Below are 16837 nucleotides of genomic sequence, written 5' to 3'. Positions count from 1 at the left end.
GAACGGAACGCTTACGCGGTGGCCAGGGCCTTCACGTGGGCGTTCAGGCGGCTCTTGTGGCGAGCGGCCTTGTTCTTGTGGATGATGCCTTTGTCAGCCATGCGGTCGATGACCGGTACGGCAGCAACCAGAGCGGCCTGGGCCTTCGGCAGGTCCTTGGCGTCGACTGCTTTGACTACGTTCTTGATGTAGGTACGAACCATGGAACGCAGGCTGGCGTTGTGGCTGCGACGCTTCTCAGCCTGTTTGGCGCGTTTTTTGGCGGAAGGTGTGTTGGCCACCGTCGAGCTCCTCGAAAAAAACTTGGGATGTTGCGAATAAATTAAGGCCGCGAATAATGCCGTTGCATCAAGGCCTTGTCAAGGGTATGGGCAACCTCCGACGAGTGGTGCGACGGGCGCACACTGGCCGGTGGACGGGGTGATTTATTCGCACCGCGGCCCTACACTGCTGCGCTTCGCCTGGCGCTCGAGCAGTCGCTCGAAGCCAGTGCCGCGCCCGGCAGGGGCGGCCATTCTACCTGTTTTGGACGCTATGAACCTACTCAAATCGCTGGCCGCGGTCAGCTCGATGACCATGATCTCGCGGGTGCTCGGCTTCGTGCGTGACACGATCGTCGCGCGCATGTTCGGCGCCGGCATGGCCACCGACGCCTTCTTCGTCGCCTTCAAGCTGCCCAACCTGCTGCGCCGCATATTCGCCGAGGGCGCCTTCTCCCAGGCTTTCGTGCCGATCCTGGCGGAGTACAAAACCCAGCAGGGCGAGGAGGCGACGCGCACCTTCATCGCCTATGTGTCCGGTCTGCTGACGCTGATCCTGGCGCTGGTCACCGCACTGGGAATGCTGGCTGCACCCTGGGTGATCTGGGTGACGGCGCCCGGCTTTGTCGATTCGCCGGAGAAGTTCGAACTCACCAGCTCCCTGCTGCGGGTGACCTTCCCTTATATCCTGCTGATCTCGCTGGCCTCCCTGGCGGGGGCGATCCTCAATACCTGGAACCGCTTCTCGGTGCCGGCCTTCGTGCCGACCCTGCTGAACGTCAGCATGATCCTCTTCGCGCTGTTCCTGACGCCGTACTTCGACCCGCCGATCATGGCGCTAGGCTGGGCGGTACTGGCTGGCGGCCTGGCGCAGCTTCTTTATCAGCTGCCGCACCTGAAGAAGATCGGCATGCTGGTGCTGCCGCGCATCAACCTGCGCGATTCCGGCGTCTGGCGCGTGATGAAACAGATGGGGCCGGCGATCCTCGGTGTCTCGGTCAGCCAGATTTCGCTGATCATCAACACTATCTTCGCCTCGTTCCTGGTTGCCGGTTCCGTGTCCTGGATGTACTACGCGGATCGTCTGATGGAGCTGCCGTCCGGCGTGCTCGGCGTGGCGCTGGGCACCATCCTGCTGCCTTCGCTGGCCAAGACCTACGCCAGCGATGACCGTCACGAGTATTCGCGGCTGATGGACTGGGGCTTGCGCCTGTGCTTCCTGCTGGTGTTGCCGTGCTCCCTGGCGCTGGCCGTGATCGCCGAGCCGCTGACCGTCGCGCTGTTCCAGTACGGCAAGTTCAGCGCCCACGACGCCCTGATGACCCAGCACGCGCTGATCGCTTATGCGGTCGGCCTGCTCGGCATCATCCTGGTGAAGGTGCTGGCGCCGGGCTTTTATGCGCGGCAGAACATCAAGACACCGGTGAAAATCGCGCTGTTCACCCTGGTTTCCACCCAACTGATGAACCTGGTGTTCATTGGCCCGCTCAAGCATGCGGGCCTGGCACTGGCCATCAGCCTGGCGGCCTGCCTGAATGCCGGGCTGCTGTTCTGGCAGTTGCGCAAGCAGCAACTGTTCGAGCCGCAGTCGGGCTGGGGCAAGTTCATCGGTAAATTAGTCGTAGCTGTACTGGTGATGTGCGCGGTGCTGATTGGCATGATGCACTTCATGCCGGCCTGGGATCAGGGCGGCATGCCGATTCGCCTGGTGCGCCTGGGTGCGCTGGTGGTGGCCGGTGTGGTCGCCTATTTCGGTATGCTGGCGCTTCTCGGCTTCCGCCTGCGGGACTTCTCCCGCCGCGCGGTGCTGTAGCCTTCGCCGGGCAAAGCATTGCATCCGTTTGCGGCGACGGCATTTTGCCTGTCGCGCGGCGGCGGGTGCGGGTATAATCGACCACTTTCTGAGCAATACGCGCGCTATGCAGCTGCTTCGAGGCCTTCACAACCTGCGGCCCCTGTCCGGGGGCTGTGTCGCCACCATCGGTAATTTCGACGGCGTCCATCTCGGCCACCAGGCTATCCTGGGGCGTCTGCGCGAGCGTTCGCTGGAGCTGGGCGTGCCCAGCTGCGTGGTGATCTTCGAGCCGCAGCCGCGCGAATATTTCGCGCCCGATGCCGCGCCGGTGCGCCTGAGCCGCCTGCGCGAGAAGCTCGAACTGCTGCGCCAGTACGGCGTCGACTTTGTCCTCTGCCTGGCGTTCAACCGCCGTCTGCGCGAGCTGTCGGCCGCCGAGTTCGTTCGCCAGGTGCTGGTGGAGGGCCTGCGCGTTCGCCATCTGGAAGTGGGCGATGATTTCCGCTTCGGCTGCGACCGTTCCGGCGACTTCGCCTTCCTGGTCAACGCCAGTGCGGAGCAGGGCTTTACCGTCGAAGCCGCGACCACCGTGGAAGTCGACGGCATGCGTGTGAGCAGCTCGCGTATCCGCAAGGATCTGGCCGACGGCGACCTGCACATGGTCGAGCGCCTGCTGGGTCGCCCGTATCGCCTGAGCGGCCGCGTGCTGCACGGACAGAAGCTGGGGCGCACGCTGGGTTCGCCCACCGCGAACATCCAGCTCAAGCGCCGCAAGGCGCCGCTCAATGGCGTTTACCTGGTCAGCACGATGGTGGCTGGCCTGCGCCAGAACGGGGTTGCCAACATCGGCACCCGGCCGTCCGTGAATGGCGACGGTCGGCCCCATCTGGAAGTGCATCTGCTGGATTTCGCCGGCGATCTGTACGGCCAGCACCTGGATATCACGTTCCACCAGACGCTGCGTGATGAGCAGCGTTTTGCCTCGCTCGAGGCACTCAAGGCGGCCATCCTCGCCGACATCGCCGCCGCCCGAGCCTACTGGCTGGGCCAACCGCTTGATTGAAGATCCTGAACAGGCCCTGAGATGACCGATTACAAAGCCACTCTGAACCTTCCCGAAACCGACTTCCCGATGAAAGCCGGCCTGCCGCAGCGCGAGCCGCAGACCCTGAAGCTCTGGAACGACATTGGCCTGTACCAGAAGCTGCGGAAGATTGGCGAAGGTCGCCCGAAATTCATCCTGCACGATGGCCCGCCCTACGCCAACGGCAGCATCCACATCGGTCACGCGGTCAACAAGATCCTCAAGGACATCATCGTCCGCTCCAAGACCCTGGCCGGCTACGACGCCCCTTATGTGCCGGGCTGGGACTGCCACGGCCTGCCGATCGAGCACAAGGTCGAGACCACCCACGGCAAGAACCTGCCGGCGGACAAGACCCGCGAGCTGTGCCGCGAATATGCTGCCGAGCAGATCGAAGGGCAGAAGGCCGACTTCATCCGTCTGGGTGTGCTGGGTGACTGGGACAACCCCTACAAGACTATGAACTTCTCCAACGAGGCTGGCGAAATCCGCGCCCTCGCCGAGATGGTCAAGCAGGGCTTCGTGTTCAAGGGCCTGAAGCCGGTGAACTGGTGCTTCGACTGCGGTTCGGCCCTGGCCGAGGCGGAAGTCGAGTATGCCGACAAGAAGTCCGACGCCATCGACGTCGCCTTCCCGGTGGAAGACGAAGGCAAGCTGGCCGCCGCCTTCGGCCTGGCCAGCCTGCCCAAGCCGGCCGCCATCGTCATCTGGACCACCACCCCCTGGACCATTCCGGCCAACCAGGCGCTGAACGTCCACCCCGAATTCACCTACGCCCTGGTCGATACCGGCGAGCGCCTGCTGGTGCTGGCCGAGGAGCTGGTCGAGTCCTGCCTGCAGCGTTATGGCCTGGAAGGCAAGGTCATCGCTACCGCACAAGGCGAAGCGCTGGACCTGATCCGTTTCCGTCATCCGTTCTACGAGCGCCTGTCGCCGGTCTACCTGGCCGAGTACGTCGAACTGGGCGCCGGCACCGGCGTGGTTCACTCCGCCCCGGCCTACGGTGAGGACGACTTCCGTACCTGCAAGCAGTACGGCATGGTCAACGACGACATCCTCAGCCCGGTGCAGAGCAACGGCGTGTACGTGGCCGACCTGCCGTTCTTCGGCGGCCAGTTCATCTGGAAGGCCAACCCGAATATCGTCGCCAAGCTCGACGAAGTTGGCGCGCTGCTCAAGCACGCGGCCATCAACCACAGCTACATGCACTGCTGGCGCCACAAGACCCCGCTGATCTACCGCGCCACCGCGCAGTGGTTCGTCGGCATGGACAAGCAGCCGCAGACCGGCGCCACCCTGCGCGAGCGCGCGCTGGAAGCCATCACCCAGACCGAATTCGTGCCCAACTGGGGCCAGGCGCGCCTGCACGGCATGATCGCCGGCCGTCCGGACTGGTGCATCTCGCGCCAGCGCAACTGGGGCGTACCGATTCCGTTCTTCCTGCACAAGGCCACCGGCGAGCTGCACCCGCGCACCGTCGAGCTGATGGAAGAAGTGGCCCTGCGCGTCGAGAAAGAGGGCATCGAAGCCTGGTTCAAGCTCGACGCCGCCGAACTGCTGGGCGATGAAGCCGCGCAGTACGACAAGATCAACGACACCCTGGACGTCTGGTTCGACTCCGGCACCACCCACTGGCACGTGCTGCGCGGCTCCCACGCCGAGCTGGGCCATGCCAGCGGTCCGGCCGCCGATCTCTACCTGGAAGGTTCCGACCAGCACCGCGGCTGGTTCCACTCGTCGCTGCTGACCGGCTGCGCGATCGACGGCCATGCGCCGTACCGCCAACTGCTGACCCACGGCTTCACCGTGGACGAGTCCGGCCGCAAGATGTCCAAGTCCCTGGGCAACACCGTGGTGCCGCAGACCGTGATCGACAGCATGGGCGCCGACATCCTGCGCCTGTGGGTTGCGTCCACCGACTACTCCGGTGAGATCGCCGTTTCCCAGCAGATCCTCCAGCGCAGCGCCGACGCCTACCGTCGTATCCGCAATACCACGCGCTTCCTGCTGTCCAACCTGTCCGGCTTCGACCCGGCCAAGGACCTGCTGCCCAACGACCAGCTGCTGGCCCTGGACCGCTGGGCCATCGACCGCGCGCTGCAGCTGCAGCGCGAGCTGGAAGAGGCCTACCGCGACTACCGCTTCTGGAACGTCTACTCCAAGGTGCACAACTTCTGCGTGCAGGAGCTGGGCGGCTTCTACCTGGACATCATCAAGGACCGCCAGTACACCACCCAGGCCAACAGCGTTGCCCGCCGTTCCTGCCAGACCGCGCTGTTCCACATCGCCGAGGCCCTGGTGCGCTGGATCGCGCCGATCATGGCCTTCACGGCCGAGGAAATCTGGAGCTTCATGCCGGGCGAGCGCGCCGAGTCGGTGATGCTGACCACCTGGTACGACGGTCTCGCGGAACTGCCGGCCGACGCCGAGCTGGATCGCGCCTACTGGGATGAAGTCATGGCTGCCAAGGCCGCCGTGAACAAGGAACTGGAGAACCTGCGCAGCGCCAAGACCATCGGCGGCAACCTGCAGGCCGAGATCACCCTCTACGCCGAAGACTCCCTGGCCAAGCGCCTGGAGAAGCTGGGCAACGAGCTGCGCTTCGTGCTGATTACCTCCGCCGCCACCGTCGCGCCGCTGTCCGCCGCGCCCGCCGATGCGGTAGCGAGTGAACTGCCGGGCCTGAAGCTGCAGGTGGTGAAGTCCTCCCACGCCAAGTGCGGCCGTTGCTGGCACTTCCGCGCGGATGTCGGCAGCAATGCCGCTCACCCGGAACTGTGCGGCCGCTGCGTCGAGAACATCGAAGGCGCGGGCGAGGTGCGTCACTATGCCTAACGCCGATCGCTTCGGTCGCCTGCCCTGGCTGTGGATCACCGTGCTGGTGTTCGTCCTGGATCAGGTCTCCAAGGCCTTCTTCCAGGCTGAGCTGACCATGTACCAGCAGATCGTGGTCATCCCCGACCTGTTCAGCTGGACCCTGGCCTACAACACCGGCGCCGCGTTCAGCTTCCTCGCCGACAGCTCCGGCTGGCAGCGCTGGCTGTTTGCCCTGATCGCCATCGTGGTCAGCGTCGTGCTGGTGGTCTGGCTCAAACGCCTCAAGCGCGGCGAGACCTGGCTGGCCATCGCCCTGGCCCTGGTGCTGGGCGGCGCGCTGGGCAACCTGTACGACCGCATGGTCCTGGGCCACGTGGTGGACTTCATCCTCGTCCACTGGCAGGACCGCTGGCGCTTCCCGGCCTTCAACCTGGCCGACAGCGCCATCACCGTCGGCGCCATCATGCTGGCGCTGGACATGTTCAAATCGAAAAATTCCGGAGAGACCGCCAATGGTTGATGTCCGTATTGGTGGTGATTCCCAAGTCACCCTGCATTTCGCCCTGAAACTCGAAGACGGCAACGTCGTCGACAGCACCTTCGACAAGCAACCGGCCACCTTCAAGGTCGGTGACGGCAACCTGCTGCCGGGCTTCGAGCAGGCGCTGTTCGGCCTCAAGGCTGGCGACAAGCGCACCCTGACCATCGAGCCGGAGGCGGGCTTCGGCCAGCCTAACCCGGCCAATGTGCAGGTGATGCCGCGCGACCAGTTCCAGGGCATGGAACTGGCCGAAGGCCTGCTGGTGATCTTCAACGATGCCGCCAAGACCGAGCTGCCGGGCGTCGTCAAAGAGTTCGACGAGCAACACGTCACCATCGACTTCAACCATCCGCTGGCTGGCAAAACGCTCGCCTTCGAAGTCGATATCATTGATGTGAAATCAGCCTGATCGTGCGCCTGGCCCGGATTCAGTGGGCCGTTTCGCATCAGGCGATGTATTCCTACCGGCCCCTCGTGGGCCGGCTTGCGTAGCACCCGAGGCCACCATGCAAATCAAACTCGCCAATCCCCGCGGCTTCTGCGCCGGCGTCGACCGGGCGATCGAGATCGTCAACCGCGCCCTCGACGTCTTCGGCCCGCCGATCTACGTGCGCCATGAAGTGGTGCACAACAAGTTCGTGGTGGAGAACCTGCGCAACCGCGGCGCCGTGTTCGTCGAGGAACTGGACCAGGTACCGGACGACACCATCGTCATCTTCAGTGCCCACGGCGTTTCCCAGGCCGTGCGCAAGGAGGCCGAGAACCGCGGTCTGAAGGTCTTCGACGCGACCTGTCCGCTGGTGACCAAGGTGCACATGGAAGTCGTGCGCTACAGCCGTGACGGCCACGAGTGCATCCTGATCGGCCACGAAGGTCATCCGGAAGTGGAAGGCACCATGGGCCAGTACGACGCCTCCAACGGCGGTGCCATCTACCTGGTGGAAGACGAAGACGACGTCACCGCGCTGGAAGTGCGCAACGCCGAAGCGCTGCATTTCGTCACCCAGACCACCCTGTCGATGGACGACACCTCCAAGGTGATCGACGCACTGCGCGCGAAATTCCCACACATCCAGGGCCCACGCAAGAACGACATATGCTACGCCACCCAGAACCGCCAGGACGCGGTGAAGGAACTGGCCGACCAGTGCGACCTGGTGCTGGTGGTGGGCAGCCCGAACAGCTCCAACTCCAACCGCCTGCGCGAACTGGCCGAGCGCATGGGCACCCCCGGCTACCTGATCGACGGTGCCGAGGACATGCAGAAGGAATGGTTCGATGGCGTGCAGCGCATCGGCATCACCGCCGGCGCCTCGGCTCCGGAAGTGCTGGTGCGTGGCGTGATCCAGCAACTGCGCGACTGGGGTGCGGAGCCTGAAGTGGAGCTCGACGGGCGAGAGGAGAACATTACCTTCTCCATGCCCAAGGAACTGCGCGTCAAGGCGCTCTGAGCGCGGATTAGTCCTGGCAATAAAAAAGCCCGATCAGTTGATCGGGCTTTTTTGTTGGGCACTTACTTCCAGCAGTCTGTGACGCTGGCGCCTGTAGCGCTTACGCCTTTGACTCCAGCACCGTTGAGCGTGAGGTTGCCGCAGGCTGTATCAGCAACCTGGGAGCCTGCTCGAGTGGCTGTCAGGATGTAGCCGCTGTTATCGGTGCCAACGCTCAAGGTGTACTTCCCGGTGTCCGACTTGACTGCCGTCGAGCTACCGGTGCCCGTGGTGTTGCGCATACCGAGCTTGCCCAGATCGGTAGCGCTGACGACATAGGCGTAGTTCTGCGCGTAGTAGCGCTCCTGCCGCGCAGCAGCGTCATTGAGCATTGACTGAGCTTCACTGCGATTCGCGCGCAGAACATAGTTTGCATAGCTTGGGTAGGCGATGCCCGCCAGGACGCCGATAACCGCGACCACGATCATCAACTCCATCAGCGTGAAGCCTGCGGACATGCTTGCAGAGGTTTTCATCGTGCTTCCTCAGGGATGGCTCGCCAAGTCTGGCGCCCGGTGGAGGTCGGGCCAGAGCTGTACATCATGCCGCTGCCCAGACCTGGAGAGGTGTAAATCTCACCATTGTTGGTAGTGAAACCGCCTGCGCCGGGTTTCTTGTAACCCGACACCACGCTGTTACCACTACCGTAGGTGTCACCATCATTAATGGTCTTGTCATTGTTCAAGTCGAACACGTTGTACTTGGTCCGACCACCTGTGTACGGGTCGAGACCATAGATCCACGAGTCGACACCTTCCTTGCATGGGTCGGCATTGGGAGTCAGCGTGTTGACCAGTAGTGTCGTGCCGCGAGTCGACATCGGGTTGATCATCATTTCGCCGCTCAGGGTGCTCGAGCCATCGATCTTCAGGTCCAGGACCCAACCCCACTTGTTCACGCTGCTGTCCGTCGTGTCGGTGGCGTTGGTGGTGTACCACTGGATCGAGTTCTGACTGACTGTGCGAATACCCTCTACGTTGGTATTGCTGGCGAACGGATTGTTCGCAGCTTCCTCGGTGATGGTCTGGGTAACAAGATTGCTGCGCGCCAGTGCCGGGTTCGGGGCCGAAGTGCTTTGCGCGCGGGTCTTGCGGTCCCAGATGCCGTAGATGCTCTGGGCTCGGGTCGAATCGACGTTGCCGTCAGTGGTTTCGAAGTATTTACCGGTTCCGAAGATCACGAGGTAGCCCAGGGTCGTCGGATGCCGTACCAGCGACGGTGCCGCCATGATGGTCTGTGCAGTCGCGCCGGTAGCGCGGCTGTCCTTGGCGGTGTAGAGCGGCTTTCCACCGTAGGAGACGGCGAAGTCATTGGCATTGCTTGTGGAATCCACGATCCCCCCGGTACCGCGCTTGAAGGGATCGGTTCCGCTGTTGTCGCGGGCGCTGGCGGGGAACAGATCGAAGCGCCAGAGGTTGCCTTGCAGGTCGCCCGCGTAGGCGTAGTCGGCCACGCCATCGCTGTTGTTATCGGCCAGCTTCACGCTGGACATGCCGTTGGCCTTGGTATTGTCGCCGGTGACGACCAGCTCCTTGATCATGTCGCCGGTTTGCACGTCCAGGATCATCAGCGATGCCTTGTCGGCGTCGGTTGCGCTCTGGTTTCCGTAGCCGTTGCCGGTGACTACCGCCCATTTGCCGTTGTGCAGGCGGGCAATGGACGGCGTGGGGAAGGTGTAGCCCATGTTGGTGTAGGTGCTGCTGGTATCGAAGCTCTTTTCCCAGAGCAGGGTGATGGCATCCGGATTGGTAATGTCCAGCGCGAACATCGAGCGGCCGCCAGCGCGGAGGGTACCGACCAGCACGGTATGCCAGGCATCGCCGTAATAGACGTCCGATACCACAGGCGTGCCGTCGACAAAGAACTGGTGAGCGCCGCCCTTGTACTTCTTGGCGGGCAGCTTGTAGAGGTTCTCGATCACGGCGCTGGGCACGTAGGAGAAGACTTCGGCCCCGGTGCGGGTGTCGAAACCATGCAGCATGCCGTCGTTACTGCCGACGTAGACCATCGGACGGCGGGCCGGGTTGGCGCCCTCCGCGCTATTGGCGGTACGGAACGCCGCGTATTTGCTGCTTCCATCCGTGGTGGCGCCATCGATTGCGTCGGCAAGGTAGGCCAGATACTTCGGTGTACCGACGAGTACCGGCGACGAGTTGATGATGTCGCCAACGACGCTGCTGCGCTCGCGGAACTGGCCGGAGGCACTGCCTTCGTTGCTCTGGTCGCCACGTACGTAGGCGACGCGCTGGGCACCCTTGGTATCGGCAGTGGAGTTGGTGGTGTCGTAGTCGCGGTTCAGCAAGGTCTGCTGGGCTGTGCTGAGGTTTGCCCAGGTGAAGTCCTTCAGCTTGCTGGTGCCCGAGCTGCTGAACATCTTGATATTGCGGGTCGAGGCCTGCACGCCATTGAGGGTCGTTGCCAGGTCCCAGGATTGCGTGCGAGCCCCATTGCTGTCGATGGTGTATTTGATCAGGTTGCCGGACCAGTCTTCGCTGTTGAACTGGGTCTCGTAGACCTCGCGAGTAATGGTGTCCTCTACCACCGAGGCAGTTACGCCCGGGGCGCTGGCCGATGCAGTGCGGTTACTGATGCGGTTGATGATCGTGCGGAAGGCTTCGACGATCTTGTCCGGGCTGTCGGCGCTGAAGAACTCGCCGCGGGAGTTGATTGCGGTGTGCCAGAGGTCGTAGACGTTGTTGGCGCTGTCCGCACTGGCTGCCGGCCAGGCGGTGCCATTCTTCAGCGCGGTATAGCCTGCGCCACCATAGGTGTCGCCACTCCACGGAATGCCCGGCTTGTCGAGGGCGCTGGTCAGGCCCAGGCCGATGGTGTAGTTCACCAGGTGTTGCCAGGTGGCCGGGTCGTTACGCGGGTCCCAGTACTCGGCGGTCGCATCGCTGGTGTTGGGGGCGACCAGAAGCGGCTTCACATCGTTGTCGAGGCTGGTATTGGCGTCAGTCGCCCAGTAGTGGAAGGCCAGGTCGGCCAGGGTGTTCTGGGTCGCGTCGTTGAACGGCGCCTGCTTGCTGTAGGTCTTGCTGTCGGGCAGGGTCGTGTTGTTCTGGTCAGGCTTGAGGGTGGCGCTGGTGGAGCCGTTGTCGCCGTTCCACATACCGTCAGTCATCATGATCTGATAGCTGGGGCGGCAGGCGTAGGTCGGACTTTGCACCGTGGTGCCGCGGCCGCCACTGGAGGTGAACGGGTTGGGGTCATATGCCCAGGCGTCCGAGGTCTTCAGGAACTCGCCGGCACGGCTCATGGCCAGGCGCAACGAGGTGCCGTCCACGAAGGGAACACCCGCCAGCCAGGTGAAGAAATTGCCCCGGTGCTGATCGGAAAACTTGCGGAAGTAGTTCGTGCCGCAACTGCTGGAGTTCAGAGTGGTGCAGCTGTTCAGTGTCTGCCAGGTCAGGCGGATGCTGGTGGGCAGGCTGTTGAAGGCCAGGTTTGCCGCGCTGAGGGTGGCGAGGGCGCGAGTACGATAGAACGAATACCAGATGGCGAAGTTCTGGCGTTCGTCCGTATTTCCTACACCGGAGGTGGCGGATACCGTAACCAGTCGATAGCAGTTGTCGTCGGCAGTGCTGGAGGTACAGCCAGTCAGGGTCGAGTCATAGACGTAGTAGTACGCCGGTACTCTGCTCTGGGTACGATCTGGGCTGCTGACTGTGGTGGTGGTAGTGGTGGTGGTCGTCGCGTTGACGATGAGTGTGTAACGGTTGCTACTGCCGCTGTTCTTCTTGCAACTGACATAGGCGTAGGTGGTGGTCGTGCTGGTGTCGACCTTGGTGATATTGCCGTCGCTCCCCGTGGTCGAGTTGGAGTTCGTCGAGGTGTCGGGGTCCACCGTGTTGTTGCTGGGGCAGCTACGCAGGTTGGTACTGTAGGTGTAGTTGTTGGTGACTTGCGGATTGCCCGTCGTGGTGGTCTGGCTCAGGACCCTGGGGCCGAAGTCGGCGTCGGGGTTCTGGACATACTGACGCCAGCCGTAAGTGGGGTCGGTGGAGGTGAAGTTGGAGCCGGGGGCGCTGGCTGGGTCGGAGTTGCGTGTGACCCAGTAGGAGGTGCTCAGGTCCGTGGTGCCAGTACTGGTCTTCAGACCGTTGGAATAGGCCGCCGTAAAGGAAGTCGAGTAGCCCGGATTTGCCCGCGAGCCGTCACTGTTCACCTTGGTCGGGATCAGATAGGTCACTGCCGGGTTGTAGTACATCGGGTTGAACACAGCTGCCTTGAAGCGTCGGTAGGCGCCATTGTCACCCATGCTGTCCGGCGCAAAGGCGTAACGCATACTGCCCGAGTCATCCAGGGTGAGGACGAGGTTGGGGGCAACCGATTCGGAAAGGATCAACGGCGATTGCGCGACGTTGAGCAACGTTGCCTGAGCTTGTTGAGTGCCGCCGAACAGTGCCGAGCAGGTCAGCAGGCTGATCGCTGCTTTGCGAGAGAAAGTCGTCAGTTTCATCAACGGTCACCGTTGTCGAAAAGTTTGGCGGTGGTCGAACGCAGGTAAGCGGCATTGCTCGTGGTGGTCGTCGAAGCCTTGGCATTGACTTCGTAACGGAACGTGCCCGTCTGGTTCATCATGTTGCCGTACTCGGGGTTCTCGGCTTCGCCGGATTCCGCACCGCCTGGCGCAGGTAGTGCGTACCAGACGATGGGCATTCTGCTATCGGCTTGCGTACCGTCCTTGGGGTAGTACGCGCGCGACAGACCTGCGGTTGCGAACAGCAGCGAATAGGTGGCGGTGTTATTGCGCAGCTTGAGCAGGCACGGGTCCGGCACGGTGCCGGCGGCGGCTGTTGCGCAGGACGCTGTCGGCTCCAGCGGACGCAAGCGGTTGATCATCGAGTATTCGCCATCGCGCAGACCTGCCTCGGCACCGTTCGACAGGCGCTGCTGTTCCACGAAGTTGGCAGTAATGCGCGACTCCAGCGCCACTTCTCGAGTGCTGGAGAGAGCCAGCAAGGTGACCAGCAGCAGGATAACCAGCGCGATGAACAGCGAGGCGCCGGTTTGCTTGTTCCGCGAGCCGTAAGACTTGCTGAGGGGCTTTGCGGTCATCATGGCGTCAGGTTCCTGAGAGTGACGGTGTTCTGGCTGAATTGATAAAGCTGGCTCTTGTCGGCGTTTTTCAGCGCGGTGACTTCGGCGGCTGTAGCGCCGCTGTAATCCTTCCAGTTCTGCAGGGCGTTGTCGGCAGTGCTGGCATCGCGCACATAGTTGGAGCTGCTGCGAGTCAGCGTGATGAATCGCACAGCAAGAATCGGCTGGGTCGTAGTGGGGCTCGCCGTGTATTGAGTGATGTTGCGCGGGCTGGCGGCGCTGCCGACGCCGAAAACGAAGCGAAGGTCTGCCAGGCCGCTCATCATGATCGCGTCCTTGGTGGTGGTGCCGGCCTGGCGTGTGCACACCAGATTGTTGTTGGCACTGTCGAACCAGATCCGCTCTACGAAGTTCTCGGTCGACTTGGTGTAGGGCGATGTGAAGTCGGCGGCGGTTGCGACTGCGTTGCCCTGGCAGTCTCGATCATTGCTATCGCGCGGCTGGTAGCGGATGCAGACCGAACTGGCGCTGATGCGCATCACGGTCTGGCCGGCGGCGAAGTTGCAGCCTGACAGGTTTTCCGCCTTGAATGCCGAATCGATCGGCTCATCCGGGCGGCGGCGGTAACCTGCCTTCGCCAGCTCCTGCTGCAGGAAGATCAGGGAATAGCGAGACCCTTCCTGATTCTCCGACTGGCTTTGCTGGAAGGTATAGCTGCGCTTGTTATCAATGTAGATCTGAGTAACCCCTACGATGAGAAAGCTGCTGATGGCCAGCGCGACCATCAGTTCGATCATCGAGAGGCCGCGCTGCAGGTGTCGGTTGTTCATCTCGAATTCCTAGATTTCGGTGCGCAGGCGGTAATAACAGGTGGTTGCCGTACTGTTATCCATGCACTCTCCGGGCTTGACGGTCCATGCCAGCTGGATCTCTACGGCCGAGCCGTCGCCACAGCTGTTGGCGTTAAGCGATCGGCACACGTAAAAGTCGCTGGTGAGCAGCGAGCTGGCACCGGGCAGCAGCTTTCCGGCCTTCTGTCCCCAGCAGGCCAACTGTTCTGACGGAACATTGGTGGGGGTGCTGCAACCAGCGGTAGGGGCGTCGGGGAAGGCGCTGTTGGCAGCCTTGTAGAACCCCGAGCTTGCTGGCAGGCCGGTCGGGTTGGCACGAATCATTTCGACCAGATCATTGGCCAGCGCGGCGGCAGTATTGCGCTGCACTGAGTCCTGGGTGTAGCTCACGGTCCGTCCCTGCAGGGCGACCATGCCGAGCACGCCGATGCAGACCAGCACCAACGTGATGAGTACTTCGATCATGCTGAAGCCGCGAATATTCTTCATCGTGGATCTCACGAAGGGGTGCAGGAGCTCAGGGCGGCGCTACCGTCCTTGCCCTGGGCGTTGAGTTTCACGAAACCGCTGGCCTGAATGCTCAGCTTGTAGCCGGACGAGGCCGTGCTGTTCGCGCAGGCGATGAGATCCGCGGAGCCGCTGGCGGTACCATTCGAGCGGAAAGTCAGGCTGGTTACCGATGCCGACACCGTGACGCCGGTGGGTGGGGTAAATGAACGCAGGACAGTTGCACTGGCGTCGGTGCAACTCTTGCGAACGCTCCATACGCCGCTGCTGGCACAGATGTTCATGCTCTGATTGTTCTGTACCGCGGCGCTTCGCGCGTACTGAATCAGACTGGCCAGTTCGTTGCTGGCTGATTGAAGGCGGGAGTTGGTGATGGCGGTGCTGAAGCTTGGTAGTGCAACGGCGACGAAGATCGCCGCGACAAACACCACCATCATCAGCTCGATAACGGTAAACCCCGCCGATGCCTTACGGCGCGACATGGCGCATTCCTCGCTTTTTAGATAGCGGCAATGCTGCCTTGTCTTGTGGGAAATGTCCTTTTTCTATGGATGACCGTTCGCGATAGGGCGATATCCGGTCATGTGCGCCAGGGTTGTGTGAACTGTGTCGCTGGGGGACTGCGAAGTCGATCAGCGGGAGCAGAACTCCTCGGTGCTTCCTGATTCCGTGCGAATGCGCCCCACCTTGTTGAACACGACGCGAAAGCTCGACTGACCCTCACCGCAGATGGTCAGTGTGCTCGAGTGGAACGCGCCATTGGGCTGGATCGCGTTACCGCGTGGGGTGAAGTGAATGTAGCGGCGCGAGGTGTTGTCGGTGCGGATGCTGATGCCGTTCAGTGGGCCGTGGGCGGCGAGCGGTGATAGCGACGACTCTCGTGTTCCGCGGTTGCCGGAATCGGCGAAGACCTCCCAGCCGGCGGCCCAGTCGCCGCTGATTGCGGCGATGCTGGTCGGTTGCCCGCTGTGTGCGGCGGACTCACGGGTGTAGTCCAGGGCGTTGCGCAGCTCCTGGGCAGCAGTAATGGCGCGCTGGTTCTTCAGCATTTCGCTGAATGACGGTGCCGCGATGGACAGGGCGATGGCAAGGATCGCGAGCGTGAAAAGCAGTTCGATGAGGGTGAAGCCTTTTCCCCTGGGCATGGTTCATTTCCGGGCGACCGAGATGGGGGAAGTATTGGCGGCGACCCGGTTGGCGCTTGTCGTCGAGTTGGACACGCTGTGTAGGAGTGGTCCGATGCCGCACCGACTTCTGTCTGGCTCCGTCAGCGACTCATGCCCGGTATAGTGTGCGGCCGGCGATGGGCCGTTGAATTTCCTGTGATGTGGGGCGTGGTATGCCGGACATGATCGTAGTGGGCGGTGGCGTAGTCGGGATGCTGACTGCCTGGACTCTGGGGCAGGCGGGCGCCGAAGTGGTACTGCTGGAAAAAGGCGAGACCGGTCGCGAGGCCTCCTGGGCCGGCGGCGGTATCGTTTCGCCGCTCTATCCGTGGCGTTACAGCGCGGCAGTTGCCAACCTGGCCCACTGGTCGCAGGACTTCTACCCGCGACTGGGCGAACGGCTGCTCGCCGACACCGGGCTTGATCCGGAAGTGCATGTCACCGGCCTCTACTGGCTGGACCTCGATGACCAGGCCGAAGCCCTGGCATGGGCCAAGGCCCATGGCCGCCCGCTTGCGGAAGTGAACATCGGCGCCGTGCGGGAAGCCGTCCCGGTGCTGGGGCAGGGGTTCGAGCGCGCCGTGTACATGTCGGGCGTGGCCAACGTCCGTAACCCGCGCCTGGCCAAGTCGCTGCGCGAGGCGCTGCTGCGACTGCCGAACGTCAGCGTACGCGAGCAGGTCGAGGTGGTCGGCTTCCTCCGCGAGGGTGAACAGGTGAAAGGCGTGCGCACCGAGCAGGGCGATTTCGCTGCTGATGCGGTGGTGCTGGCTGCTGGCGCCTGGAGCGGTGAGCTGCTGGCAAAACTGGGCCTGGTGCTGCCGGTTGAGCCGGTGAAGGGGCAGATGATCCTCTATCGCTGCGCCGCGGATTTCCTCTCCAGCATGGTGCTGGCCAAGGGGCGCTACGCGATTCCGCGCCGCGACGGGCATATCCTGGTGGGCAGCACGCTGGAGCATGCCGGTTTTGACAAGACTCCGACGGGCGATGCCTTGAGCAGCTTGCGCTCCTCGGCGGAAGAACTGATTCCCGCGCTGGCGGGCAGGGAGCCGGTGAATCACTGGGCCGGATTGCGCCCGGGCTCGCCGCAGGGTATTCCGTTCATTGGCGAGGTGCCCGGTCATTCGGGGCTGTGGCTGAACACCGGCCACTACCGTAACGGCCTGGTGCTGGCGCCGGCGTCCTGCCAGTTGCTGGCGGATCTGATGCAGAAGCGCTCGCCGATCATCGAGGCGGCGCCGTACGCGCCCGAAGGGCGCCTGGTGGCGACGCCCATCGTCTAG

General features: G+C 62.9%; 15 protein-coding genes. 7 read left to right on the top strand and 8 right to left on the bottom strand.

The genetic code is table 11. The features are described 5' to 3' along the window. Window positions 1-11: 11 nt before the first annotated feature. On the bottom strand, window positions 12-281 hold the full coding sequence (gene rpsT, locus L6D89_RS15885) for a 30S ribosomal protein S20 (RefSeq protein ID WP_009617555.1): 270 nt from the start codon (window positions 279-281) through the stop codon (window positions 12-14). 253 nt (window positions 282-534) lie between these two features. On the opposite strand from rpsT, the gene murJ reads away from it, so the two are divergent. From murJ to ispH, 6 genes are all read left to right on the top strand, one after another. Next, the gene (murJ, locus tag L6D89_RS15880) at window positions 535-2073 is read left to right on the top strand and encodes a murein biosynthesis integral membrane protein MurJ (protein WP_226045988.1); all 1539 of its coding nucleotides are present in this window, start codon (window positions 535-537) and stop codon (window positions 2071-2073) included. 106 nt (window positions 2074-2179) lie between these two features. After that, window positions 2180-3118 (top strand): bifunctional riboflavin kinase/FAD synthetase, encoded by a 939-nt coding sequence (gene ribF, locus L6D89_RS15875; protein WP_236200428.1) that lies wholly within the window; start codon window positions 2180-2182, stop codon window positions 3116-3118. 21 nt (window positions 3119-3139) lie between these two features. Further along, the gene (gene ileS, locus L6D89_RS15870; protein WP_226045989.1) at window positions 3140-5974 is read left to right on the top strand and encodes an isoleucine--tRNA ligase; all 2835 of its coding nucleotides are present in this window, start codon (window positions 3140-3142) and stop codon (window positions 5972-5974) included. After that, window positions 5967-6476, top strand: coding sequence for a signal peptidase II (gene lspA, locus L6D89_RS15865; RefSeq protein ID WP_226045990.1), 510 nt, complete (start codon window positions 5967-5969; stop codon window positions 6474-6476). The genes ileS and lspA overlap by 8 nt, the downstream gene beginning before the upstream one ends. Beyond that, window positions 6469-6906: an FKBP-type peptidyl-prolyl cis-trans isomerase gene (gene fkpB / locus L6D89_RS15860; protein WP_226045991.1), complete on the top strand. Its 438-nt coding sequence runs from the start codon at window positions 6469-6471 to the stop codon at window positions 6904-6906. Before lspA ends, fkpB begins: the two co-directional genes overlap by 8 nt. Window positions 6907-7003: 97 nt before the next feature. Further along, window positions 7004-7948 carry a 4-hydroxy-3-methylbut-2-enyl diphosphate reductase gene (gene ispH, locus L6D89_RS15855; RefSeq protein ID WP_236200427.1) on the top strand — a complete coding sequence of 315 codons (945 nt, stop codon included), beginning with the start codon at window positions 7004-7006 and terminating at the stop codon, window positions 7946-7948. A gap of 62 nt (window positions 7949-8010) precedes the next feature. On the opposite strand, the gene L6D89_RS15850 is transcribed toward ispH, so the two are convergent. From L6D89_RS15850 to L6D89_RS15820, 7 genes are all read right to left on the bottom strand, one after another. Further along, window positions 8011-8463 carry a type IV pilin protein gene (locus L6D89_RS15850; RefSeq protein WP_236200426.1) on the bottom strand — a complete coding sequence of 151 codons (453 nt, stop codon included), beginning with the start codon at window positions 8461-8463 and terminating at the stop codon, window positions 8011-8013. Further along, window positions 8460-12449: a pilus assembly protein gene (locus tag L6D89_RS15845; RefSeq protein WP_236200425.1), complete on the bottom strand. Its 3990-nt coding sequence runs from the start codon at window positions 12447-12449 to the stop codon at window positions 8460-8462. The genes L6D89_RS15850 and L6D89_RS15845 overlap by 4 nt, the downstream gene beginning before the upstream one ends. Beyond that, window positions 12449-13051, bottom strand: a complete 603-nt coding sequence (locus tag L6D89_RS15840; RefSeq protein ID WP_236200424.1) for a PilX N-terminal domain-containing pilus assembly protein — start codon at window positions 13049-13051, stop codon at window positions 12449-12451. Before L6D89_RS15840 ends, L6D89_RS15845 begins: the two co-directional genes overlap by 1 nt. Next, window positions 13048-13860, bottom strand: coding sequence for a PilW family protein (locus L6D89_RS15835; protein ID WP_276574805.1), 813 nt, complete (start codon window positions 13858-13860; stop codon window positions 13048-13050). The genes L6D89_RS15840 and L6D89_RS15835 overlap by 4 nt, the downstream gene beginning before the upstream one ends. A gap of 9 nt (window positions 13861-13869) precedes the next feature. Further along, the gene (gene pilV / locus L6D89_RS15830; RefSeq protein WP_236200422.1) at window positions 13870-14370 is read right to left on the bottom strand and encodes a type IV pilus modification protein PilV; all 501 of its coding nucleotides are present in this window, start codon (window positions 14368-14370) and stop codon (window positions 13870-13872) included. A gap of 8 nt (window positions 14371-14378) precedes the next feature. After that, window positions 14379-14870 (bottom strand): GspH/FimT family pseudopilin, encoded by a 492-nt coding sequence (locus L6D89_RS15825; RefSeq protein ID WP_236200421.1) that lies wholly within the window; start codon window positions 14868-14870, stop codon window positions 14379-14381. Between the two features lie 150 nt (window positions 14871-15020). Then, window positions 15021-15533, bottom strand: coding sequence for a GspH/FimT family pseudopilin (locus L6D89_RS15820; RefSeq protein ID WP_236200420.1), 513 nt, complete (start codon window positions 15531-15533; stop codon window positions 15021-15023). Between the two features lie 194 nt (window positions 15534-15727). Here L6D89_RS15820 and thiO point away from each other — a divergent pair, with 194 nt between their 5' ends. After that, on the top strand, window positions 15728-16837 hold the full coding sequence (gene thiO / locus L6D89_RS15815; RefSeq protein ID WP_236200419.1) for a glycine oxidase ThiO: 1110 nt from the start codon (window positions 15728-15730) through the stop codon (window positions 16835-16837).

The sequence above is a fragment of the Pseudomonas pseudonitroreducens genome (assembly GCF_021603645.1).
Lineage (GTDB): Bacteria > Pseudomonadota > Gammaproteobacteria > Pseudomonadales > Pseudomonadaceae > Pseudomonas > Pseudomonas pseudonitroreducens.
The sequence above is the reverse complement of the archived record's forward strand: the minus strand, read 5'-3'. Positions and strand labels throughout refer to the sequence as shown.

What these genes read in the sequence shown, in the direction of transcription:
- murJ (WP_226045988.1), top strand. Translation starts at nt 535, where the DNA reads ATGAACCTACTCAAATCGCTGGCCGCGGTCAGCTCGATGACCATGATC.
- ribF (WP_236200428.1), top strand. Translation starts at nt 2,180, where the DNA reads ATGCAGCTGCTTCGAGGCCTTCACAACCTGCGGCCCCTGTCCGGGGGC.
- ileS (WP_226045989.1), top strand. Translation starts at nt 3,140, where the DNA reads ATGACCGATTACAAAGCCACTCTGAACCTTCCCGAAACCGACTTCCCG.
- lspA (WP_226045990.1), top strand. Translation starts at nt 5,967, where the DNA reads ATGCCTAACGCCGATCGCTTCGGTCGCCTGCCCTGGCTGTGGATCACC.
- fkpB (WP_226045991.1), top strand. Translation starts at nt 6,469, where the DNA reads ATGGTTGATGTCCGTATTGGTGGTGATTCCCAAGTCACCCTGCATTTC.
- ispH (WP_236200427.1), top strand. Translation starts at nt 7,004, where the DNA reads ATGCAAATCAAACTCGCCAATCCCCGCGGCTTCTGCGCCGGCGTCGAC.
- L6D89_RS15850 (WP_236200426.1), bottom strand. Translation starts at nt 8,463, where the DNA reads ATGAAAACCTCTGCAAGCATGTCCGCAGGCTTCACGCTGATGGAGTTG.
- L6D89_RS15845 (WP_236200425.1), bottom strand. Translation starts at nt 12,449, where the DNA reads ATGAAACTGACGACTTTCTCTCGCAAAGCAGCGATCAGCCTGCTGACC.
- L6D89_RS15840 (WP_236200424.1), bottom strand. Translation starts at nt 13,051, where the DNA reads ATGATGACCGCAAAGCCCCTCAGCAAGTCTTACGGCTCGCGGAACAAG.
- L6D89_RS15835 (WP_276574805.1), bottom strand. Translation starts at nt 13,860, where the DNA reads ATGAACAACCGACACCTGCAGCGCGGCCTCTCGATGATCGAACTGATG.
- pilV (WP_236200422.1), bottom strand. Translation starts at nt 14,370, where the DNA reads ATGAAGAATATTCGCGGCTTCAGCATGATCGAAGTACTCATCACGTTG.
- L6D89_RS15825 (WP_236200421.1), bottom strand. Translation starts at nt 14,870, where the DNA reads ATGTCGCGCCGTAAGGCATCGGCGGGGTTTACCGTTATCGAGCTGATG.
- L6D89_RS15820 (WP_236200420.1), bottom strand. Translation starts at nt 15,533, where the DNA reads ATGCCCAGGGGAAAAGGCTTCACCCTCATCGAACTGCTTTTCACGCTC.
- thiO (WP_236200419.1), top strand. Translation starts at nt 15,728, where the DNA reads ATGCCGGACATGATCGTAGTGGGCGGTGGCGTAGTCGGGATGCTGACT.